Below are 21,610 nucleotides of genomic sequence, written 5' to 3'. Positions count from 1 at the left end.
TAAGTTAAAAAACTAAAAACCCCGAGGGATCCTCGGGGCGAAAATGAATCTGGTTTTTTAGTCGCGCCGGAGGTTCCTTTTAGGAATAACCCCCCAGCGAAATACCTGACAGGCTATTCGATGATGTGGCGATGATGATGAATAGTAGTTGTCAGTGTATAAGTCATGTTTGCGCTCGTGTTGTTGCTAAACTGAAATAAGGTGATTGAGTTCGCTTATAGATAAGCACAGAGTTTGCATTTGTTGCAACTAATTTTTTTATAGCGTTAAAGTCTAATCTATAACCGTTGACAATATAACCAGTATTATCAAAGTGATAAGTAGTGTAATGCCAGGGTTTATTTGATCTTTTCGAGGTTAAGGATGAGCAGTTTGCTAAGGTTTTTTAATGAGAGAAAGCGACTTGATGTACATGGGGGGCGGGAGTAAGGCAAGGATGTTTCTCCTCGCCTTGATGTCTGGGCGTAACTAGCGCCTAGAAGTACAGGTGCTCTTTGATTTCACCGGCTACTTTGATCTCACATTTGTCGCCAGATTTTTGCTGCGAGGCCTGGATCATACCGGCTATCATGCCAAACTTGCCGCCGCGCTCTTGTAATACAGAGCCAAAGTAGCAATAGCTGCTGATATCTTCACCTTGATAATCTGTGCTTAGGTTAAGCGTCGGGGTATAAGGAGCGAAGCGACCTTTCATCACCGGCTCGCCGTTAATGCTTAATTCCAAGTTATTTTTATCGACATTGTAGACGCCGCCAAAAGTCATCTCGGCGCCATTGATGGTCACCACTTTTTCTTGCGCCACACGAGGAGGAGTGCTGCCACAACCAGCTAAAGTGATTGCCGCTGCAAGGGCACAGGTGATAGTCATTTTGTTCATAGATAAATCCTTTTAGTTCAGACTGTTAGTTTATAAATTGAACATGCGCTAGGGTACATAAAAACAGGTACAAAGCCAAGTCTTGAGACGCAAGTTGGAGTAGATTTAATTTTCGGCTATGATCGGCGCCTATTTTGTCTTTGCTGGCGCCTTTAATTTAATCCTACTATGAGCATAGAGCAGCTTTTTTCACCCACAGGCCCCTTGGCGCTGGCCTTTAAGGGCTATCGTCCCCGCCAGGCGCAAATTGATATGGCCAGAGTGTGTGACTCGGCGCTTAAAAATGCTGAGCAGGTGGTGGTTGAGGCGGAAACAGGCACAGGCAAAACCTTTGCTTATTTACTGCCGGCGCTGACCAATAAGGGCAAATACATTATTTCCACCGGCTCCAAGGCCCTGCAAGAGCAGCTTTATCACCGCGATTTACCCACGGTCTACAAGGCCCTTGGCAGTGCCAAGAAAAAAGCCCTGCTTAAGGGGCGCAGCAACTATGTGTGTCATTATCGTTTGAACCAGCATGTCGCTCATGTGCCCAGCGATGACACTGACATTATGCATCAACTGGCCATGGTGGCAAAGTTTGCCGGGGAAACCCGCAGCGGCGATATTGCCGACTGCCCGGGCATAGAAGACGATGCCAAGGTGCTGCCCTATGTTACTTCCACCGCAGATAATTGTCTGGGCAAGGAATGTCCGGACTTCGATGCCTGCTTTATTCGCAAAGCCCGCCTGCGTGCCGCCGAGGCGGATATTGTGGTCATTAACCATCACCTGTTTTTTGCCGATATGGCGGTCAAAGAAAGCGGCTTTGCCGAATTATTGCCCGGCGCCGATGGTTATATCTTCGATGAAGCCCATCAATTGGCGGATATCGCCAGCGATTATTTTGGCGAAAGTGTATCAACGAAAAAGGTGTTTGCCTTTATCACCGACGCCCGCATGCTCTATCGCACCGAATTACGGGATATGCTGCAACTGGGTAAAACCCTGGATAAGCTTGAAGCGGCAACCCTGGATTTGCGCCTGCAATTACCCCATGACGGCGGACGCGGCGACTGGCGGCAGGCGTTAAGCAACAAGTCCTTGTGTGATGCGGTGCACAGAGTCAGTAAAGATCTGCAGTTTTTAAACCAGGTGCTTAAACTTGGTCTGGAACGCAGTGAGCTGGTGGAGCCCTTGTTAGAGCGATTGATGAGCCTGATAGCACAATTCGAACGGGTGTTCGATGTTGCCCCAAGCGGTTATAGCTACTGGTATGAGGCCAGCCGCCGCCATGTCAGTATTCATATCACGCCTTTAAATATTGCCGCCAAGTTTAAAGCCATGTTGGCCGAGCGCGAGGCCGGTTTTGTATTTACTTCGGCAACCCTGTCGGTCAACAATAATTTGACCCATTTTAGCGATGCCCTGGGCTTGTCCCCATCGCATCAGTTGATGTTGGCCAGCCCTTTTGATTATCAGCAACAGGCGCTGTTTTGTTTGCCTCGCTATTTACCACCTGCCAATTCCCCGGAAATGCCGCGTGCCTTGGTGGGAATTTGCCAGCAGGTGATTAAGGCGGCCAAGGGCCGTTGCTTTTTGCTCTTTACCTCGTACCGGGTGATGTACATGGTGGCCGAGGTGTTATGCCAGCAAATGGAGTATCCTGTTTTTGTTCAAGGGCAGATGTCGAAGCGCTTGTTGCTGGAACGTTTTACCCGCCATGGTAATGCGGTATTAATGGGCACCGCTTCTTTTTGGGAAGGGGTGGATGTGCGCGGCAGTGCCCTTAGCTGTGTGGTGATCGATAAGCTGCCCTTTATTGCCCCGGATGATCCCCTGTTGCAGGCACGCATGCAGGAATGTGAACGTGGTGGCGGCGATCCCTTTGCGCAAATTCAATTACCACGGGCGGTGATCGCCCTAAAACAAGGGGTTGGTCGTTTGATCCGCGATAGCCAAGATCGTGGTGTTTTAGTATTATGTGACAACCGCGTTGTGACTCGAGACTATGGCCAGGTGTTTTTACAAAGCCTGCCCAATATGCGTCGTTGTCGCGACATGAATCAAGTGACCGCCTTTTTACAAACTATAGAGTAACTATGAGCCAAACCATCCTAGCCCTTGACGCCTCGACCGAAGCCTTATCGCTTGCCTTATTGCATCAGGATAAACTCTATCACTTTTTTGAAGTGTGCCCGCAGCAGCACAGTCAGCGTATTCTCGATGAAATCGATGCGCTGCTCAAACAGGCAAATTGCGATATTCAGGATGTGGATGTGATTGGTTATTGTCAGGGTCCAGGCAGTTTTACCGGGGTTCGTATCAGTGTTTCTGTTGCCCAAGGTTTGGCTTTTGCTACCAAGACTCCGGTGATAGGTGTTTCATCGCTGGCTATGATGGCGCAGCAGGCAATTAGCGAGCGTGGTGCCAGCACAATATTGGCGGCCATAGATGCGCGCATGGGTGAGGTATATCTTGGTGCCTATGAGGAAAAAGACGGTTTAGCTCAGTTAGTTGGTGAACAACAGGTGCTAGAACCTGCTGCCGTGACCAGCCCATTTAGCGCTGCAGTGGCCGTGGGCACGGGGTGGCAAACCTATACTGAGCTGGCCGGAAGTTTGAGCCAGGTTGAAGTGGATAAGGAGATCACCTTGCCCGATAGCCGCTATATGTTGCCGCTGTTGGCGAGTGAATTCGCCAAGGGCAATGTCGCCGATGCGGCGTCGGCGCAGCCAGTGTATGTACGCGACACAGTAACCTGGAAGAAGTTACCGGGTCGAGAATAATTATTGCGCTAACCAGGGGCTCTTGATCACTGTTAAAACCTGGTTTTTGTCATAAGCCAACACAGATCATTTGCCCTATCAGCCAAGCTTCACCAAGTGCGCATCAGCTTTAACCCCAGGTGCGCGTATTCTTGTGCACCAATAAAGTGGGGCGCGTAACAGCGTCGCCATTGTTCCTTACCCTGAATATGTCTTCTTACAAGGCCGTGCAGAAGTACAAGCCCTGGACCCTCTGTGCATGTAAGTTCAAAACATCAGCTTTTCACCGATGGCAACGGTTATCACTTAAGCATATTTACATTTCGCGAATTGTGATAATACATTGTTAATATGTGGACAATATCACCATAAAGGGTTACTTTAAGAACAAATAAAAAATAATAATAAGTTAGTACTATTGTGCACCAACGCGTATTTGCCGTGTTTACCCGTGGAGCAGCCAAACTAGCCGCCAATACGGTCATTCTATCCTTGCGAGAGGGGTATATTGCCCTGATCCCATTTTTTGTGATGGCAGCTTTGGTAACCCTGGTTACGCACTGGTTGAATTATGAAGACCTGGGCGCTCGCTATGCATTTTTGAGCACGTTTAATGTCTTGGTCTGGACCTTGTTTCCCCTGACCACCTTGCTTTCCTTTAGTTATTACCTGGCCAAAAACCTCAAGCTAAACAGCATAGCCGTGCCTATTTTGGTGCTTACCTGTTTTACCCTGGCCACAGGTTATATTTATGTGCTCGATGATGGCAGCATAGGGATTAACAATCGTGCCGGTGTGTTTTACACCATAGTAATGCCCATTTTTTGTTGCTATACCATGCGTGCCATTTTGCGTGCGCGCTGGTTGCGTATTATGCCCGTTGGCAATATCAGCTTGTTTTTGGTCAAGCACTTGAATTTAATGTTTCCCTATATTCTGGTGGTGCTTGCCACCTTTATGCTGTTCCCCATGGTTGATTCCATGCTTGGCTCGGCACTTAGTCAGCTCAACGAGCTGCAGAGTCAGTGGAGCGGCAATGAAAAGCTCACCATGCAGCTGTTGAGCGCCCATGTGCTGTGGTTATTTGGCATTCATGGCGACCATGCCTATCAGATTATGGCAGCGCCGCAGATGAGCGACTATATGTTGAGCTTTGCTATGGACGGGCAAAGTTATCTCAATGCCTTTGTTTTGCTCGGTGGCTCCGGTTGTATCTGGGGTTTGCTGATTGCCTGCCTAATGCAGGGGCGGGGTACTCATGAAGCCAGTATTGCCAGGCTCGGCTCGCCGCTGGCCCTGTTTAACCTTAGCGAAATCCTGGTTTACGCCTTGCCTTTAGTGTTAAACCCCTATTTTGTTGTGCCCTTTATCCTGGTGCCCTTGGTTAATGCCTTGCTGAGTAACCTGATGATCGGCCAAGGCTGGTTGCCTCTGGTTGCCGGGGCGGATATTCCCTGGTTTACACCTGTGTTTATGAGTGGCTATTTGGCCACCGGCAGTATAACTGGGGTACTTTGGCAGGCGCTGCTTATTGCGTTAAGCACGTTAATCTATCTGCCCTTTGTAAAGGCCAATAGAGAGCACAATGTCAGTGGTCGACAACTGGATATGCTGGTTAAAAGGGTGAGTGCCGGGCGCCAACTCGAGCGCCAGGCGGAGACTCATTTTGCCAAACGAGACAGCGAAAAATTTGCCGAGCAAAAGCGCCTGACCGAGGTCATAGAAACCCTGAAAGAGGGTGCCTTATGCCTGTATTATCAGCCTAAAATCTGTAAGCGGAGCAAGCGCATCCTTGGCTTTGAGGCGCTGCTGCGCCATAAACAAAGCGATGGCACCATTATCAGCCCCTGGTTTATCGAGGTGCTGGACCGTTTTCAAATGATGGATGTGGTCGACAGCTTTGTAATTGACCAATTGGAGTTGGATCTGCAGCAATTTCATCGCTACCAGTTGGCGCCTAAAATCAGCTTTAATATTTCTCCGCGCAACCTGATCTATCGTCGCTACAAGCGGGTGATCCGCGCTTTCAGCAAGTTTCCGGAACAAGTGGAAGTGGAGATTTTGGAGTCTTCCTATGTAGATGATTTTAGCCGTACTCAGGAGATAGTGGCGAAATTGCGTAGCGAGGGGATCCGCTGCGCAGTGGATGATTTTGGTACCGGCTACTCCTGTTTGAGTTTGCTCAGTAAACTCAATGTCGACACCATTAAGTTCGATCGCAGCCTGTTACCCACTGATGAGAATGATCCGGCCATTATTCTTTATCAAAGCCTGACGCAATTGTGTCATAAGCTGGGTTTTGAGGTAGTGGCCGAGGGCATAGAGACAGACTTCCATGCTAATTTTATTACCCCTTTACCGGTCAAGCAGTTACAGGGCTATTACTTTGATCGTCCACTGACGTTGGAGCAGGCAATACTTAAGTATGCCGAGCAGGGTTCGGCGACTCCTGTGCCCATCAAACAGGGTTTACCTGCCACCGAAAGTAAAAAAGCCGCTCTATGAGCGGCTTTTGAGTCTTCAGTTTTCAGTAGGGTTGTTAAACTATGTTAACAAGCAAGTTCAACAGTAACCCAATATTACATAGATATCAACATTGTTATTGTTTGTTAATAAATGATATTAACTTTGTGGCGATATCTACATTATTTTGTGAGCCGTTAAATTGCTCGCGACCCACACCATGAGCGAACACCTGCACATCTACACCGGTATGATCTGAGGTTGTCCAGCCGGTGAAGCTGGCCTCGTTGATCAGTTTTTTCACCGTCAATACCAAGGCCTCTTCATCCACTTGTTTAGCATGAGTGAGTAACACCTCATGATCTTTGGTGTAGGCCATGCCTGTGTCGGCCTGCCATTGCTCCTGCATATTGTCGCTGGTCATAAGGCGCTCGGCTATCACCTCGGCGGTGGCTTGGACGCCCTTAATCACATCCGCCTGCCATTTACGCTGACCCTTAGCACCTATGGTTAAGCCACCGGTGGAGTGATCGGCAGTAACCACCAATAAGGTATCGGGGTTTTTAGCGATAAAGTCCTTGGCGACCTTGATGGCTTCGGCGAAGTCGTGCATTTCCGCCATGGTACAGGCGATATCATTGGCATGGCCGCACCAGTCGATTTGACTGCCTTCGATCATCATAAAAAATGGCTGCTCGTTTTGCTCTAACAAAGACAGGGCCTTATGAGCCATCTTAGATAGACGTAGCGGGTCACTATCAAGGGCAAAGGGCAGACCTTTGGCGGCATACAGACCCAAGGCCGGTACCTGTTCGATTTGCTCTAGTTGGGCAAAGCTGTCGCTGTACTGATAACCGGCGGCGATAAACTCATTGACTAAGTTTCTGTCTTCACGGATAAAGTACTGGGTGCCGCCGCCGAGCATAAGATCTACCGGTAGTTTGCCGTTGATTTTATTATCGATATAGTCGTTGGCTATGGCGTCATAATTGTATCTGGCTTCATTATGAGCGGTGAAACTGGCGGGCGTCGCGTGGTTTATTTGCGATGTCACCACCAAAGCCGTGGTCATGCCCTTTTCCTTGGCGATTTCGAGCATGGTTTTTAATTTTTGCTTTTGGGCGTCTACGGAAACCGCACCGTTATACGTCTTGGTTGCTGTGGCCAAGGCGGTGGCCGCGGCGGCTGAGTCGGTCACCACAGTGTCATCATCCGGGTAGGTGTGCGCCATACCTGTGAGCATAGAATCAAAGACGGTGGCCTCAACAGCGGCTGTGCTTGGGTCGTCCTGATAGTAGCGGTAAGCTGTGGTGTAGGCAGGTCCCATGCCATCGCCAATCATGTATATTATATTTTTCGGTGTTGGCGCATCGGCGCTGGCAAAAAAGCTGGCGAAGGAAAGGGCAGCCAAAGAAAATGTTGGTTTCATGTCAAAGTCCTATTGTCAGTTGCCGCCATTCTATACCCTAGATTATGAAAATAAACCGCCTTGCGGTGAAATGGAGCTGTTTTGCATACATTTTCAATAAATACCCGCGCTCTGACCCTGTGCGGCCTGAGCAATAGCCAACAGGCCATGGGCTTGCATCAGGACGATGTAGTGATCGCCTGTCATGGCTGGCAGGATAACAGCGGCAGTTTTGCACCCTTGATGCGGGCGTTATCTTTGAACCTGCCATTTTATGCCTTTGACTGGGCCGGGCATGGTTTATCCCAGTGGCGCCACCCTCAGGCACACTATTACTTTATTGATTATGTGGATGATTTACATCAGGTAATAAGTCAGTGTCAGGCACGAAGGGTGCATCTTGTCGGCCATTCTTTAGGCGCCATGGTGGCTTCTTTATATGCGGCCTGCTTTGGAGAGCACATCAGTAGCTTGACCCTGATTGAAGGTATCGGCCTGGTGTATGCCGAGCCCGAAGAGGCCAAGGCTCTGCTAATACGCGCCTTAGCACAACGGGCTCGGGGCGAAAAGATACGTGAATACCCAAGTGCCGCTGACTTAATAGCCCGACGCCTGGCAATGAGCGATTTTGATGAGTCGGTAGGCAATGAGTTGATGGCCCGTAATATGGAGCCAGGCCCCAAAGGGGGAGTGCGGCTGCGCACCGACCCGCGTATTAAGCATTATTCCGCTTTTCGCTACAGTGAGGCTCAGGCCCATGCTCTGCTCGATATTATAGAGGTACCGACTCTGCTTATTAAAGGCACCGCGGGCTATTCTATGGTGCACCAAAATGAGCATAAATTTGCTCATCATTACAGTCAGTTAAGTGCTAAAGTAGTAGCTGGCGGCCACCATTGTCATATGCAGAGCGCGTCTGAGTGCGCGCAGCTTATTGGTGCACACTTGCGTCAAAGTGGCGCAAGATAATTGTAACTTTGCCGTAATTATGGGAATATCGCAAAAATTAGAGCTTTTGCTCAATTGTTAAAAATTACAACTTAGATTAAGGTTAGTAGTGCGATAAGTCACTTCCGAAGAGGGGGGCTAGACGCACATTCAGTTTGGCGTCGTGCCTGATCACGCCGAGACTCATGACTTCTAAGATAAACCATTATAAGAACAAATTAATAGGAGCCTAGTGTGGAGAAAATCTGGCTTAAGCGTTATCCAAAGGGTTGTCCAGAAACCATAGACCCCGCTCATTACGACTCTTTACTGACACTATTTGAAAAAAGTTTTAATGATTTTGCCCACCTACCCGCATTTAAAAACATGGGTGTGGCGCTGAGCTATCAGCAGCTTGACGAAGCGACCAAGAAGGTTGCCTCATACATTAATAACGACCTAGGTCTTAAACCCGGCTCTAAAGTCGCGGTGATGATGCCCAACCTGCTGCAAACACCTGTGAGTATTCTTGGCGTATTACGCGCCGGCTGTGTAGTGGTCAACGTTAACCCGCTTTATACTGCGCGCGAGCTTGAGCATCAGTTGAATGACTCAGAGGCGGACGCCATTTTCATTCTTGCCAACTTTGCCCATACCCTGGAAAAAGCCATTGCGCATACTCAGGTTAAGCATGTGATCGTCACCGAAGTGGGTGATATGGTCGGCGGTCTGAAAAAGCATCTGATTAACTTTGTGGTCAAATATATCAAGAAGATGGTGCCGGCTTATCAGCTCAAAAACACCATTGCTTTCACCGAGGTGATGAAAAAGGGCAATGCGGCTACTTATCAACGCCCGCATGTGACCTTGGATGACTTGGCTTTTTTGCAATACACGGGTGGTACAACCGGTGTGTCAAAAGGGGCGATGCTGACCCATGGCAACATGGTGGGCAACCTGGAGCAGGTATCCGGCTGTTTGGATAATATTTTAGAGCGCGGTAAAGAAATCGTGGTTACCGCCTTGCCGCTGTACCACATCTTTGCGCTAACGGCGAACTGCCTGACCTTTATGAAGTATGGTGGTATGAACCTGTTGATCACCAACCCGCGTGATATGAAGGGCTTTGTAAAGGAGCTGAAAAGCAACAAGTTTACCGTGGTGACCGGGGTAAATACCCTGTTCAATGGTCTGCTTAACACAGATGGTTTTGCCGATATCGATTTCTCAAGCCTAAAAATGTCCTTAGGTGGCGGCATGGCGGTGCAACGCCCGGTGGCAGAGCGCTGGCAGAAAGTGACAGGCACCCGCCTAGTGGAAGGTTATGGTTTAACCGAATGTTCGCCTTTAGTGACCGTCAGTCCTTACGACCTTGAAGCCTACAATGGCTCAATCGGCCTGCCTGCTCCTAGCACCGACATTAAATTGATGCTGGATAATGGCGAAGAAGCGCCTAAGGGCGAGCCCGGTGAACTCTGGGTGAAAGGCCCGCAGGTAATGAAGGGCTATTATAATCGTCCCGATGCCACCGCCGAGTGTTTAAAGGATGGTTGGTTTGCCACCGGTGATATCGCTACTTACGATGACGAAGGCTTTTTCTATATCGTTGACCGTAAAAAAGATATGATCCTGGTTTCTGGTTTTAACGTCTTCCCGAATGAAATTGAAGAAGTGATCGCCGATCACGAAGGCGTGCTGGAAGTGGCCGCAGTGGGCGTGCCCCACGAGGTCAGCGGTGAACAAGTTAAAGTATTTGTCGTTAAAAAAGATCCGTCTTTAACGGAAAAAGATATAATAAAGCATTGTCGTGATAACCTGACTAATTATAAGGTACCCAAGTTGGTTGAATTCCGTGATGAATTGCCAAAGACCAACGTCGGGAAAATACTGCGACGCGCATTAAAAGACGAACAAAAATAGCGATGAACAAACCGGCAAATAGCCGGTTTGTTTTTTAAGGAGTACAGGTGGAATATCAGTTAATTACTGAGCAAGGGGCGTTGGACACTTTTGTCGGCGCAATCAGCAAGGCTAAGGTGCTCGCCGTAGACACCGAGTTTATGCGCAGGCGTACACTGTACCCAGAAATAGCACTTTTACAGGTGTTTGACGGTCAGCATCTGGCGTTGATCGACCCACTGGCGGAGCTAGACCTCAGTGCCTTGTGGGCATTATTACAAAAGCCCGAGGTGTTAAAGGTCTTGCACTCGCCTTCGGAAGATATCGAAGTATTCCAAAACTTTGCCGGCTTTGTGCCCACCCCCTTATTCGATACCCAATTTGCCCTGCAGCTTTTAGGCTCAGGCAACTGCATGGGTTTTGCCGCCATGGTCAATGCGCGCCTGGGGATTGAAATTGATAAAAGCGAGTCGCGCACCAACTGGCTGCAAAGGCCGTTGCGCGAAAGCCAACTGACTTATGCCGCCGCCGATGTTGCCCACTTGCTGCCTTGTTTCGAGCAAATAGTTGAAGAGATCAATGCCAAGGGCTGGTTCGATATTGTTATTGCCGAGTCTCAACTTATTTCGCAAAAGCGCGCCTTTTCTACCCCTGATGATCTTTTGTACCGCGACGTGAAGGGTGCCTGGCAATTATCGCCAAGGGATTTGGCGGCACTGCGTGAGCTGGCTATGTGGCGACGAGAAAAAGCCCAGCGTAAGAACCTGGCGCTGAATTTTATCGTCAAAGAAGCAAACATGGTGGAAATTGCCAAACGTCGTCCCAGCTCTTTGAACAGCATGCGCAATATTCCAGGCGTGGATGCCATGGAAGTGAATCGCTCGGGCCGGGAAATGCTGGCCTGTATTGAGCGCGCCAAGGAACTTAGCGACGAGCAACTACCGCCGCGGGTGATGCGTTTGATGGACTATCGGGGCTATAAGCAGGCGGCCAAGGAGATTAAGCAAAAGATCACCGCGGTGAGTAAAGCCACTCAGATTCCCGCCGATGTCTTTGCCAGTAAAAAGCAAATCAACCAGCTTATTAGCTGGAATTGGAAGCTGACGGACGATGAGCGTCAAATTTTAATGGCGCCGGATATCTTGCAGCCTTGGCGTAGTGAATACTTAAGTGAAGCATTGGAAAAATGGATACCTGGAGCACAAAAGTAGGGAAACAGAACAGATGAAGTATCAGGGAAAGATTGAACAATGGAATGACGATAAAGGCTTTGGTTTTGTGCAGCCTAATGGCGGCGGCGAGCGCTTATTTGTACATATCAAGGCCTTTAAAAAACGTAACCGACGACCGCAAAATGGCGATTTAATCGTCTACCAAGGCGCCCGTGACAAGCAAGGACGGGGGCAGGCGGTGGATATCAGTTTTGCTTCGGATCATAAACGTCAGGCAACAAAGCAGCCCGGACAATCCAGGACAATTGGCACCATCACAGTAACGATAGGCTGTTTGTTTATTGCTGTTGCAATCGTGCTGGGCAGGTTACCCCTGTGGTTTATCCCGCTTTACCTGGTTCTGAGCCTAGTTGCCTTTATCGCTTATGGTCGTGATAAAGCCAAGGCCAAGAACAATCAATGGCGCACACCGGAAAGTACCTTGCATCTATTTGCCTTACTTGGCGGTTGGCCCGGTGCTTTTATGGCACAAAACAAATTCAGGCATAAGTCTAAAAAAGGCTCGTTTTTGTTTGGCTATTGGTTTTGTGTGCTGGTGAATCTTGCCGCCGTGGCTTGGTTATGCGGCAGTGAGGGGCAGATCTGGCTAAGCAAGCTTAACGCTCTGTAGATTTATGTTTTTCATCGGCAATAGGTGCATTTTTTGTCGGGATAAAATCCCGACCTACAACAGCCCTAGCGGCAAAAGGGTTACAACATTGCTTACCCTGTAGGTCGGTGCTTTGCGCCGACATGCTAACAAGTGGGCATCTTTTTCGGGATAAAATCCCGACCTACAAGCTATTTAGAAGTGATATGAGTAGCTCATTACTATGCTTTCTGAGCCCGGGTTAGTCTCACCAAATCCAGCATTGGAAATATGGCCTACTTCTGCGCGAACTCTGTGCTCTTGGGTGATTTTATACTTGGTGAATAAATAACTATAAAACTCCAGGTCATAGCCGAGCGAGTCCAGATTATGGGCGTACCCCACATGGCTGGCAACGCCCCAGCTCCAATCATCATTGATTTTAAAGGCCTTAGCGGCACCTATACCGTAATACTTTTGATCATGCTCGGCCAAGATAACCAGTACTCGGGGCTGCAGATCCCATAAACCCTGCAAGGGCCTGTGTTCATAATCTGCATGTACAGCAAATATGTCGAATTGATCAAAAACTGCCCAACTGGCAACGCCTATGCTCACCGAGGAGGTATCATCATCGGCGAACGCTGGTAAGGTAACTAAAGCGAGTAAAGCAACACTAGGGATAGTTCGTTTCATCAAAGCGGTATCCGTAAATTTATTAGGTTTTAGCCAAATGTCCTTTTTCCATGCGTTTACTATCGGCTAATACCGCACTAGCCAGATTGGTCCTTTAATTTAGTGTTGTCGCTATTGGGCAACTTGTCCAGCGTTGAAAGACAAGATGGGCCTCATCGGTTTAAAGCTCTGTGTTGATTAATTACTCGACTAGGTGAATTCTAGTCTGTATGTTTAAACGTCAAAAATAATAAAGAGCAGGGGTATCAGATGATTAGATTATTGTTAGTAAGCGTTTTGCTGTTTTTGGCTGCTAAAAGCTGGGCCTTGGATGTCACCACATTGACGCCAATAGAAAAGCTCACTGTCGCCTATGCGGGTTTTAAAGAGCCGATGCAGTTTAATGTTACCTTACCGGCCAGTTATGCAAGTGAGCCGGATAAGCGTTACCTGGTGTTGTTTGACCCGCATCCTCGTAGCCAGCCTCATCTCAGTGGCATACAGGATTGGCTGAGCCATAATGGGCAGTGGCCCTGGCTGGAAACCATAGTGGTAACTCCTGCGACCTACCACAAGGAATATGCCGCTTTATTTGAAAAAACAGCTGAGGACCCGGATGATCATGAGCTACTGACGTTTTTCGAATCTCACTTATTGGCTCAGGTAGACAAAAACTATCGCACTCATGACTTTAGGATTTTTAGTGGCTTTATGGGCAATGGTGCATTTGGCCTCTATGTGTTGCTTAATCGCCCGCAGTTGTTCGACGCTTATATTATTGCGACACCCTCTTTAGCGGATGACTTTTTGGCGGTAAGCTCAAGCGCGAAAACCCAACTGCCTAAGCTTAAAGATAAAATGCGCTTTGTGTATTTGGCCATAGGCGAGCATACCTATGAACAGGCGCACAGAGAAAACACTCAGGCATTTGCTCAAGCGCTTACTGACTATGCGCCGAGCGAGCTTCAATGGCATGCCAATCTAGACGATAAGCGCCATTATATGAGCCGCCCGATTGTGACTCTTGTCGAAGCTATAGAGCTGTTATTTGCCGATTACCATACTCCGCTGGCGCCAGACTCGGTCATTTCACAGCAGGGCGTTGACGCCATTATTGCCCATTATCAAGAATTGTCTAAACGCAAATATGGCTTTGATGTCTCGGCGCAAAGCTCGTTGAAAGCATTGGCCAAATCTAAGCTTGAGAATGACGCGCCCGAAGCGCTGGCCATTTATCATAAGGTAATTGATCTGTATCCGGACTCCGCCTATGCCTATGCGGACTTGGCCGCAGCCTACGAAAGCCTTGGGCAAATTAACAAGGCCATAGCACTTCAAACCCGGGCGGTAGAAAAATCAAAAAGCATGGTGCTGTGGCATCAGAATAATTTGCAAAAGCGCCTTGCGGCATATAAGTCGCAATTAGCGGCCGAGGACGCGGAATAAGCCAAAGCCGCCACAGTCGGGCAATAAAAAAGGAAGCACTTTGGCTTCCTTTTTTTGCACCCGAAAACGATTATCTGTCTTCGTCGGGTAGGGTCACGTTTAGCTCTAATACGGCTAAATCGTCTTCATTTTGCTCCAGCTGTACCTGTACGGCATCGGCATCTATGGCCACGTACTTGCGGATCACATCAAGAATATCTTGTTTTAGTAGTGGCAAGTAATCCGGTGTACCGCGCTGCGAACGTTCATGGGCGACTATGATCTGTAGTCGCTCCTTCGCCATCGAGGCGCTGGTTTTCTTTTGCGAACGAAAATAATCGAGTAAAGACACATTATCCTCCAAAAATCCGTTTGAACAGGCCGCGTTTTTCTACATCCAAAAAGCGGAACTCAACTTGTTCGCCAAGCAAGCGGTTAATGGCATCAAGATAAGCTTGGCCGGCATCAGACTCGTTATCCAGTACTACAGGCTGACCCTGGTTTGATGCATTAAGTACCGCCTGTGACTCGGGAATAACACCGAGCAGGTCGATGGCAAGAATATCGTTAACGTCTTCTACCGACAGCATTTCACCGCGCTGCACACGCTCCGGATTGTAGCGGGTCAGTAGCAGGTGCTCTTTAACCGGCTCCAGGCCTTCTTCGGCGCGGCGTGACTTGCTTTGCAAGATACCAAGGATGCGGTCTGAGTCACGTACCGAAGAAACTTCCGGGTTGGTGGTAACTATGGCTTCATCGGCGAAGTAAAGGGCCATCATGGCACCGGCTTCGATACCCGCTGGCGAGTCACACACGATAAAATCGAAATCGTTCTTTAAGTCGTTGAGAACCTTTTCAACGCCTTCTTTGGTTAGTGCATCTTTATCACGGGTCTGCGACGCCGGTAATATATACAGCTTATCGACACGCTTGTCCTTGATCAGTGCCTGGTTAAGATTGGCTTCGCCATTGATAACGTTGACAAAGTCATAAACCACTCGACGCTCACAGCCCATGATCAGATCCAGGTTACGCAGGCCGATATCGAAATCGATAATCGCGGTTTTAAAGCCCTTAAGGGCTAGGCCAGTACCAATTGCAGCGCTAGAGGTTGTTTTGCCTACGCCGCCTTTACCAGAAGTAACGACAATAATTTTTGCCATGAGTTTTATCCTTTAACCAAAGCTGATATATGAAGTGAGTCTTGGCGTTGGCGAATGCAGGCGGCTTGCCCCCATAGTTCACCTTGCAGTGAATCACTGATCCAATAACTGCCATTGACGGAAACCAGTTCGGCCTCGAGCTTTTGACAGAATATTGTGGCGTTTTTATCACCCTGCGCGCCGGCTATGGCACGACCACGCAAGGTGCCGTAAATATGAATATGACCATCGGCGATGACTTCGGCGCCGTGGCTTACCGCACCAAGGACGATAAGATCCCGACCCTTGGCATAGACCTGTTGCCCGGAGCGTACTGTGCCTTCAACCACCATGGTTGGCTCCGGCGCTGCTGGCGCTGCAACTGCGGGCGAAACCGTGGCTTTGGCTGGCGCCTTGGCCGCTTGGTTGTCTTTGGCGTAATTAAGCACAGAAAAACCAGCCGCTTTGGCCTGCTGATGTTGCTCATCTGTACCGCTGCACACGCCTACGGGATTAAAGGCTAAACGTTGTAACAGGGCGTGCAGTTGAGAAAAGTCGAGCTCGGCGCCATCAAGCGCTTCAAGATTAACAACAATAGGGGCACCGGCGAAGAATTTTGGTGCTTGGGAAATTTTGGCATCAAGCTGCTCGCTCAATGCAACCAAATCAGCTGTTAACAGACGTAACACCGATAGCGTGAAGAGGTTCCCTTTTAATTCGAATAATTGTTCCGACATAAGCGCTCATACTTGTGTGGCCTGTTATTAATTATCACCAAGAAAAGTCGGTACAAACTTGCTATGAGGCTGACTTTGATTAGGCCTTGGTGTTGAGCATTGGCCACTAAACTTACCACATGATTTAGCTCTCATGGTATAGTGTCAAGGTGTGTTTCGCAACAACTTAAAGGCCCTAACCATGCTGTGCGCAGTATATAAGAGTAAGAAAAAACCAGATACCTACCTTTATTTGCCAAAACGAGATGATTTTTCTGCTGTTCCACAGCCGCTTATGGACATGTTCGGCAAGCCGCAATTTGTGATTTTGCTGAATCTGGCCACAAAAACACAGCTAGCCTTGGCGGATATTGCTAAGGTTAAGGATGAATTAAGTGAGAAGGGGTTTTATTTACAGCTACCCCCGCCAACCGAAAACATGTTGGACGAACTAAGAAAACAAAATGGAGTAGAGAGTGATTAAAAAAATCAGCAAGTATTTAGCCAGCGCCTTTAAACCCGCAACCTTGTCCGGCTTAAGCCTGGCGGTGGCGGCGACGCTATCTTATCCCACTCTGGCAAACTCGCAGATAAAAAGTGTTGAAGAGCAACAAGCTGCCTTCGATGCTTATGTTACTAAGTTAAAAGGTGAAGCCCTGGAGAAGGGTTACAGCCAGGAGCTGCTTGATACCGCCTTTGCCACCATCAAGTTTAAGCCCAAGGTGATCAGCGCCGATAAAAACCAGCCCGAGGTGAAGGAAACCTTAGAGACTTACTTACCTAAGCGTGTACCTCAGTGGAAAATCGACCGAGCCCGCGAGCTCTATAAAAAGCACCAGGATACCTTGGAAAAGATAGCCGCAGAATACGGTGTACAAGCGCGCTTTATCGTTGCCTTATGGGGTCTTGAGAGTAACTTCGGTCGCATTCAGGGTGGTCATCCGGTGATATCCAGCCTGGTTACTCTGGCCTTTGATGGCCGTCGTGAAGCCCTGTATAAGAGCCAGTTATGGGCCGCACTCGATATCCTTAAAGAAGGGCATATCGACCTGGAACACTTTAAGGGCTCCTGGGCCGGTGCCATGGGGCAAACCCAGTTTATGCCAACCTCCTTTAATGCCTACGCGGTGGATTATAACGGCGATGGCCGCAAGGATATCTGGACTACCGAAGAAGATGCCTTTGCCTCTATTGCCAATTACTTGAAGAGCGTTGGCTGGAATGACGAGCTGACCTGGGGTCGCCAAGTAAAGTTGCCGGCGAATTTCGATACCCAAGCCGTGTTGCAGCGTGGTACCCGCACTCATAAACAATGGCTGCAGCACTGGTCCGACTCGGAGCGCTCTCTAAGTCAGTGGCAAGAGTTAGGTCTAAGACGCATGGATGGCACGGCTCTACCACAGCGTGATATCAACGCTGCTCTGGTTATGCCCGACGATATCAATGGTCGCATGTATCTGGCCTATGATAATTACAAGGCACTGATGAACTGGAACCGTTCATATTATTTCGCCACCAGCGTCGGTTATTTATCGGATCGTATCGGCTATCCGGCCATTAACTAAGGCTGTCGACTTTGTTATACTACGCCCCGATTAATTGGGGCGTTTTTTATGGTAGATGATAAATTTTGGCAGACTAAAACCTTGGCGCAAATGAGCGACAAGGAATGGGAAGCCATTTGTGATGGTTGTGGCAAGTGTTGTCTGAACACCTTTATCGACAGTGAGGATGAAGATGACTTTAGCCCCACGGATCAATTGCGTCCCGGCGAAGAGCTGATCTTCACCAATATCGTTTGCCAGTATCTGGATAATAAAACCTGTAGCTGTACGCAGTACGAGCAGCGTCAAACCTTAGTGCCTTCATGCGTTAAGCTGACCAAGGACAATATTGCCGACATCTTTTTTATGCCTAAAAGCTGTAGCTACCGTCGCCTGCAAGAGGGACGGGGGCTTGCCAGTTGGCACCCGCTGTTAAACAAGGGCAAAAAGTCAAAAATGCATGCGGCGGGGATAAGCGTGCGCAATAAAACGGTTAAAGACTCGGATGTGCCTTTGGAAGAATTTGAAGATCATATCGCCGATTGGCCCACCTATGATTGCGATTAAGGCACAGAGTTAGAAGCCTTTTGCTAAAGAAAAGCGGCCTGCTGGAGCAGGCCTTCACTTCCGAGACATGCTAACCTACTTCATAATGACTTCACGCATGCGATATTGACCGGTCAGCGATCTGATTTTGGGGTATTCTTTGGAAATTTTGCGAGAGTTCTCTTGGTTTTCCTCGCCCCATTTCTTCATAAAAGCCTGATACTTTTCCTTGTTTGGTTCAAGGTCGGCGGCATTTTCAAACCACACCACCAACACTAAATTGAAATCGCCACTGATGGGTAAATCACTGGCATAAATTTTCCAATCTTTAATGTATCCAAGCTCTTTTTGCATTTTTACTGCTTTGACCCAGGTGTCACGCAGCCCTTCTAAGTAAACATCACCCATATTGGGGTCCACTTTGACTGTGGTGACCTCAAGAATCGATGTGCCCAGGTCGTAATCTTTATAGACTTCGAGCTCAGCCTGCACATTGCTGGCGGCAAAGGTAAGCATGGCGCTTAATAATAAGGCATATCTGTTCATCTTATGTCTCCTGTTGCGTTTTTTGCATCGGTGCAAAGAAACGCTTTCAAGTATAGGTGGCATAGCTGTAATTGCTTGTTTTTTAGCCTGCAGCAAATTTGCGCTCGGTTAGGCTTTAGGTTTATACAGGATGCAAGTCCTGTATTTTCAAAATGGAACGTTCCAGTTATTTTTTTGTGACCTTGTTAAATTGCTGTGTAGAATCAAAATCAACAAGTAGACGGAGAATGATTCGTGAGTGAGATAAACAACAATCAGGCTTACGTTGCAACGGCAGAAAAAAACAGCAATTACACCTTGCCTCTTGCAGCCATGACCACCCTGTTTTTCCTATGGGGTTTTATTACGGTTTTAAATGACCTTCTTATTCCGCGCCTAAAAGCTGTGTTCGATCTCAGCTATACGGAAGCCATGCTGATCCAGTTTTGCTTCTTTGGTGCCTATTTTATTATGTCTTTGCCTGCCGGTTATCTGGTAAAGCGTTTTGGCTATAAAAATGGCGTGGTCAGCGGCTTGATAATTGCTTCAACCGGCTGCTTGCTGTTTTACCCTGCGGTGGCGGTGCATGAGTACTGGTTGTTCTTAGGCGCCTTGTTTGTGTTGGCCTCGGGTGTGACAATTTTGCAGGTTTCTGCGAATCCTTATGTTGCCGCCTTAGGTCCGGCGAAAACCGCACCCAGTCGTTTAAACCTGGCACAAGCATTGAACTCGCTTGGTACCACGGTCGGCCCTATCGTTGGTAAGTTTTTACTCTTTGGTGGCAGTGCCGCACTGGCTGCTGAAGCCGCCACGGCCGACAGTGTTAAGGTGCCTTACCTTATGCTGGCCGCTGCATTGTTAACTATTGCTGTGGTCTTTGCGGTGCTTAAGTTACCTAGTATCGAATCACACAGCGAAGAGCATGACTGCAAAGCCAAGGAACATTCATTGACCGAGGCGCCACACCTAGTATTCGGGGTACTGGCCATTTTTTGTTATGTCGGTGGTGAGGTAGCCATTGGCAGCTTCCTGGTAAACTATTTTGGTGAAGCCCATATTGCCGGATTGGAAGAGCATGATGCGGCGCACCTGTTAGCCTATTACTGGGGCGGTGCCATGGTCGGGCGCTTTATCGGCTCGGCGGTATTGCAAAAAGTGGCCGCCAATAAGGCGCTGCTATTCAACGCCTGCGCCACCATTTTGTTATTGGTGATCAGCATCAACAGCAGCGGTAAATTGGCCATGTGGTCTGTGCTGGCCATTGGTTTGTTTAACTCAATTATGTTCCCGACCATCTTTACCCTGGCCATAGACTCACTGAGCTCCTTGACCAGCCGTGGCTCAGGCTGGCTGTGCCTGGCCATAGTCGGCGGTGCTTTGGTGCCCTTACTGCAAGGCTATATGGCCGATACCATAGGCCTGCAAACCAGCTTCTACGTGCCTTTGGTCTGTTATGTATTTATTGCCTGGTACGCCATGAGCCTGCCGAAGCTGCTAGGACAGTGGCGCGCCAAGATAGCGAGTTGATTTTGAGCCGAGCGTATATGCTTAAAAAGCCGACAAGCGTTTAACCTTGTCGGCTTTTTTGTGCCGGGTTGTGAATACGTATTCATAGGCTGATAGTGCAACAATTAAATGGAACGTTCCATTTATACGAAAGCGGGGAGCTAATAAGTGCACACGAAAATGCCGGTACAAAATGTACCGGCATTTTACTGAGTATGACGCGTTTGCGGTCTTCTTGTACTCGGAGCGTTGCTTGGTAATGACGTGTCTTATGGCATGATGCGAGTACAAACCACATAAGTGGTGAGGGTGCGTGAGCCTGCTGAGTCGAAATAGCCAATCACTCGCCAGTTGGTGTCAGATGTTGGGAAGGACGCACGAACGTTACCTACACCAAGAGAGCCATTGACCGAGTGGCCACCGCCTACGGCACGATAGCCGCTAAGGCAACTTCTGTTGTTAGTGACAGTTTTGGTAAGGAAAATACTGCTATCAACGTCCACCGTACCGCTGCTCCTATAGGTCTCGAAGGTCGCATTGGCGTCATCCGCTTCACAGGTCACGTTGCCATTGGCATCTATTTCACGAATCGATGAACCCGCTGCGCAGATACCCGTTACCCGAGCTTGTTTTGTTTGTAACTCGGCGTTGACTTGGGCTAACTGTTGCTCAAGGGCGTCAGCACGTTGTTGCAGTACCGCAATATCGGCGTCGTTTGCATCAATGCGGGCATTGATGGTGACTATCTCTCCTTGGATGGCGGTGATCAGTGCCTGCATGGCCGCATCCGCTAAAACCAAGGCGGCGATATCATTTTCATTTTGCGCTACGCGAATTTCTAATGCCGTCAGATCGGTTCTTAAGGCATCAATCAACTGTCCCTGCAAATCTTGGATCACCGTCAAGGTGGCAATATCGTTTTCATTGGTGGTAACGCGTACCTCCAAGGCGGCAATGCTCGATTCTAAAAAGGCGATCTTTATATTCTGTTCGATTTGCTCTTGCTCAATGAGATTCAGGCGGTTGTTAATAAGGGCAATGGCATCGCCTAACTCCATTTCAAGAATATCGATGCGCTCGTTGATGGTTTGAAAGGGTTGGCCATTGGAACTGCCTTGCTCACCCTCTCCAGGAGTTGCGTAGACAGAAGTTCCCATAGCTAAACAGAGGGCAGCACTCACCATAGTTAATTTATTCATTGCATATCCTTTAGGAATTGGTTTCTTTAACAACGAACAAAGGCGCAACAACGAAAATGCTGCTCATAAAGAAATACGTCGATTATGTGTATACGTCTTTAAATGATTCAGCTCTAGGGCTGAGCTAAGCCTCAGAGAATATAGTGGCAAGGAGAGCAGGGGGCAAATCACTGTAACGATACTAAATTATAAAATAACTAGTTTTCCTCTC

20 protein-coding genes are annotated in these 21,610 nt (G+C 48.5%); 12 read left to right on the top strand and 8 right to left on the bottom strand.

Annotation, left to right across the window (positions count from 1 at the left end; genetic code table 11):
* Positions 1–475: 475 nt before the first annotated feature.
* Positions 476–877 (bottom strand): hypothetical protein, encoded by a 402-nt coding sequence (locus C2M34_RS10175; RefSeq protein WP_105201390.1) that lies wholly within the window; start codon positions 875–877, stop codon positions 476–478.
* Between the two features lie 168 nt (positions 878–1,045).
* Here C2M34_RS10175 and C2M34_RS10170 point away from each other — a divergent pair, with 168 nt between their 5' ends.
* The 3 genes from C2M34_RS10170 to C2M34_RS10160 all read left to right on the top strand — a co-directional run bounded on the left by C2M34_RS10170 (position 1,046) and on the right by C2M34_RS10160 (position 6,129).
* Positions 1,046–2,956 (top strand): ATP-dependent DNA helicase, encoded by a 1,911-nt coding sequence (locus C2M34_RS10170; RefSeq protein ID WP_105201389.1) that lies wholly within the window; start codon positions 1,046–1,048, stop codon positions 2,954–2,956.
* 2 nt (positions 2,957–2,958) lie between these two features.
* Complete coding sequence (tsaB, locus tag C2M34_RS10165) at positions 2,959–3,645, top strand: tRNA (adenosine(37)-N6)-threonylcarbamoyltransferase complex dimerization subunit type 1 TsaB (protein ID WP_105258698.1); 687 nt, start codon at positions 2,959–2,961, stop codon at positions 3,643–3,645.
* A gap of 399 nt (positions 3,646–4,044) precedes the next feature.
* Positions 4,045–6,129, top strand: coding sequence for an EAL domain-containing protein (locus C2M34_RS10160; RefSeq protein ID WP_234398795.1), 2,085 nt, complete (start codon positions 4,045–4,047; stop codon positions 6,127–6,129).
* A 94-nt stretch (positions 6,130–6,223) separates the two neighbouring features.
* On the opposite strand, the gene C2M34_RS10155 is transcribed toward C2M34_RS10160, so the two are convergent.
* Entirely contained in the window at positions 6,224–7,516 is a 1,293-nt protein-coding gene (locus tag C2M34_RS10155) for an alkaline phosphatase (protein ID WP_105214060.1), read from the bottom strand.
* An 81-nt stretch (positions 7,517–7,597) separates the two neighbouring features.
* Here C2M34_RS10155 and C2M34_RS10150 point away from each other — a divergent pair, with 81 nt between their 5' ends.
* The 4 genes from C2M34_RS10150 (at position 7,598) to C2M34_RS10135 (ending at position 12,163) form a co-directional block, all read left to right on the top strand.
* Positions 7,598–8,464 carry an alpha/beta fold hydrolase gene (locus tag C2M34_RS10150; protein ID WP_105201384.1) on the top strand — a complete coding sequence of 289 codons (867 nt, stop codon included), beginning with the start codon at positions 7,598–7,600 and terminating at the stop codon, positions 8,462–8,464.
* A gap of 213 nt (positions 8,465–8,677) precedes the next feature.
* Entirely contained in the window at positions 8,678–10,342 is a 1,665-nt protein-coding gene (fadD, locus tag C2M34_RS10145; protein WP_105201383.1) for a long-chain-fatty-acid--CoA ligase FadD, read from the top strand.
* A gap of 47 nt (positions 10,343–10,389) precedes the next feature.
* Positions 10,390–11,532: a ribonuclease D gene (gene rnd / locus C2M34_RS10140; protein WP_105258697.1), complete on the top strand. Its 1,143-nt coding sequence runs from the start codon at positions 10,390–10,392 to the stop codon at positions 11,530–11,532.
* Positions 11,533–11,545: 13 nt separating this feature from the next.
* Positions 11,546–12,163 carry a DUF1294 domain-containing protein gene (locus C2M34_RS10135; protein WP_105258696.1) on the top strand — a complete coding sequence of 206 codons (618 nt, stop codon included), beginning with the start codon at positions 11,546–11,548 and terminating at the stop codon, positions 12,161–12,163.
* Positions 12,164–12,337: 174 nt separating this feature from the next.
* Here the strand turns inward: C2M34_RS10135 and C2M34_RS10130 are convergent, their stop codons facing one another.
* Positions 12,338–12,817 (bottom strand): acyloxyacyl hydrolase, encoded by a 480-nt coding sequence (locus C2M34_RS10130; protein ID WP_105201380.1) that lies wholly within the window; start codon positions 12,815–12,817, stop codon positions 12,338–12,340.
* A 249-nt stretch (positions 12,818–13,066) separates the two neighbouring features.
* On the opposite strand from C2M34_RS10130, the gene C2M34_RS10125 reads away from it, so the two are divergent.
* Positions 13,067–14,242, top strand: a complete 1,176-nt coding sequence (locus C2M34_RS10125; RefSeq protein WP_105258695.1) for a tetratricopeptide repeat protein — start codon at positions 13,067–13,069, stop codon at positions 14,240–14,242.
* A gap of 70 nt (positions 14,243–14,312) precedes the next feature.
* Here C2M34_RS10125 and minE read toward each other — a convergent pair whose 3' ends face one another.
* Genes minE through minC form a run of 3 tightly spaced genes read right to left on the bottom strand, consistent with a single transcriptional unit; the run spans position 14,313 to position 16,100 of the window.
* Positions 14,313–14,573, bottom strand: coding sequence for a cell division topological specificity factor MinE (gene minE / locus C2M34_RS10120; protein WP_105201378.1), 261 nt, complete (start codon positions 14,571–14,573; stop codon positions 14,313–14,315).
* A gap of 1 nt (position 14,574) precedes the next feature.
* Positions 14,575–15,384 carry a septum site-determining protein MinD gene (gene minD, locus C2M34_RS10115; protein ID WP_105201377.1) on the bottom strand — a complete coding sequence of 270 codons (810 nt, stop codon included), beginning with the start codon at positions 15,382–15,384 and terminating at the stop codon, positions 14,575–14,577.
* A 5-nt stretch (positions 15,385–15,389) separates the two neighbouring features.
* Positions 15,390–16,100, bottom strand: a complete 711-nt coding sequence (gene minC, locus C2M34_RS10110) for a septum site-determining protein MinC (protein WP_105201376.1) — start codon at positions 16,098–16,100, stop codon at positions 15,390–15,392.
* A gap of 181 nt (positions 16,101–16,281) precedes the next feature.
* Here minC and C2M34_RS10105 point away from each other — a divergent pair, with 181 nt between their 5' ends.
* The 3 genes from C2M34_RS10105 (at position 16,282) to C2M34_RS10095 (ending at position 18,190) form a co-directional block, all read left to right on the top strand.
* The gene (locus tag C2M34_RS10105) at positions 16,282–16,563 is read left to right on the top strand and encodes a YcgL domain-containing protein (RefSeq protein ID WP_105214042.1); all 282 of its coding nucleotides are present in this window, start codon (positions 16,282–16,284) and stop codon (positions 16,561–16,563) included.
* 91 nt (positions 16,564–16,654) lie between these two features.
* The gene (locus tag C2M34_RS10100; protein ID WP_234398810.1) at positions 16,655–17,644 is read left to right on the top strand and encodes a lytic murein transglycosylase; all 990 of its coding nucleotides are present in this window, start codon (positions 16,655–16,657) and stop codon (positions 17,642–17,644) included.
* Positions 17,645–17,692: 48 nt separating this feature from the next.
* Positions 17,693–18,190 (top strand): YcgN family cysteine cluster protein, encoded by a 498-nt coding sequence (locus C2M34_RS10095; RefSeq protein ID WP_105201374.1) that lies wholly within the window; start codon positions 17,693–17,695, stop codon positions 18,188–18,190.
* Positions 18,191–18,265: 75 nt separating this feature from the next.
* Here C2M34_RS10095 and C2M34_RS10090 read toward each other — a convergent pair whose 3' ends face one another.
* Positions 18,266–18,715, bottom strand: coding sequence for a hypothetical protein (locus C2M34_RS10090; RefSeq protein ID WP_105201373.1), 450 nt, complete (start codon positions 18,713–18,715; stop codon positions 18,266–18,268).
* A 234-nt stretch (positions 18,716–18,949) separates the two neighbouring features.
* Between C2M34_RS10090 and C2M34_RS10085 the strand changes: the two genes are divergently transcribed.
* Positions 18,950–20,221, top strand: coding sequence for a sugar MFS transporter (locus C2M34_RS10085; RefSeq protein ID WP_105258694.1), 1,272 nt, complete (start codon positions 18,950–18,952; stop codon positions 20,219–20,221).
* A 248-nt stretch (positions 20,222–20,469) separates the two neighbouring features.
* Here the strand turns inward: C2M34_RS10085 and C2M34_RS10080 are convergent, their stop codons facing one another.
* Positions 20,470–21,399, bottom strand: a complete 930-nt coding sequence (locus tag C2M34_RS10080) for a coiled-coil domain-containing protein (RefSeq protein WP_105258693.1) — start codon at positions 21,397–21,399, stop codon at positions 20,470–20,472.
* Between the last annotated feature and the right edge of the window lie 211 nt (positions 21,400–21,610).

The sequence above is a fragment of the Pseudoalteromonas sp. T1lg88 genome, from assembly GCF_002964765.1.
Lineage (GTDB): Bacteria > Pseudomonadota > Gammaproteobacteria > Enterobacterales > Alteromonadaceae > Pseudoalteromonas.
This window is presented reverse-complemented; position numbering and strand designations above follow the sequence as displayed.

Bases quoted from the DNA above. Each gene is read 5' to 3' on its own strand.
- C2M34_RS10175 (WP_105201390.1), bottom strand. From the start codon at position 877: ATGAACAAAATGACTATCACCTGTGCCCTTGCAGCGGCAATCACTTTA.
- C2M34_RS10170 (WP_105201389.1), top strand. From the start codon at position 1,046: ATGAGCATAGAGCAGCTTTTTTCACCCACAGGCCCCTTGGCGCTGGCC.
- tsaB (WP_105258698.1), top strand. From the start codon at position 2,959: ATGAGCCAAACCATCCTAGCCCTTGACGCCTCGACCGAAGCCTTATCG.
- C2M34_RS10155 (WP_105214060.1), bottom strand. From the start codon at position 7,516: ATGAAACCAACATTTTCTTTGGCTGCCCTTTCCTTCGCCAGCTTTTTT.
- C2M34_RS10135 (WP_105258696.1), top strand. From the start codon at position 11,546: ATGAAGTATCAGGGAAAGATTGAACAATGGAATGACGATAAAGGCTTT.
- C2M34_RS10130 (WP_105201380.1), bottom strand. From the start codon at position 12,817: ATGAAACGAACTATCCCTAGTGTTGCTTTACTCGCTTTAGTTACCTTA.
- C2M34_RS10125 (WP_105258695.1), top strand. From the start codon at position 13,067: ATGATTAGATTATTGTTAGTAAGCGTTTTGCTGTTTTTGGCTGCTAAA.
- minD (WP_105201377.1), bottom strand. From the start codon at position 15,384: ATGGCAAAAATTATTGTCGTTACTTCTGGTAAAGGCGGCGTAGGCAAA.
- minC (WP_105201376.1), bottom strand. From the start codon at position 16,100: ATGTCGGAACAATTATTCGAATTAAAAGGGAACCTCTTCACGCTATCG.
- C2M34_RS10105 (WP_105214042.1), top strand. From the start codon at position 16,282: ATGCTGTGCGCAGTATATAAGAGTAAGAAAAAACCAGATACCTACCTT.
- C2M34_RS10095 (WP_105201374.1), top strand. From the start codon at position 17,693: ATGGTAGATGATAAATTTTGGCAGACTAAAACCTTGGCGCAAATGAGC.
- C2M34_RS10090 (WP_105201373.1), bottom strand. From the start codon at position 18,715: ATGAACAGATATGCCTTATTATTAAGCGCCATGCTTACCTTTGCCGCC.
- C2M34_RS10080 (WP_105258693.1), bottom strand. From the start codon at position 21,399: ATGAATAAATTAACTATGGTGAGTGCTGCCCTCTGTTTAGCTATGGGA.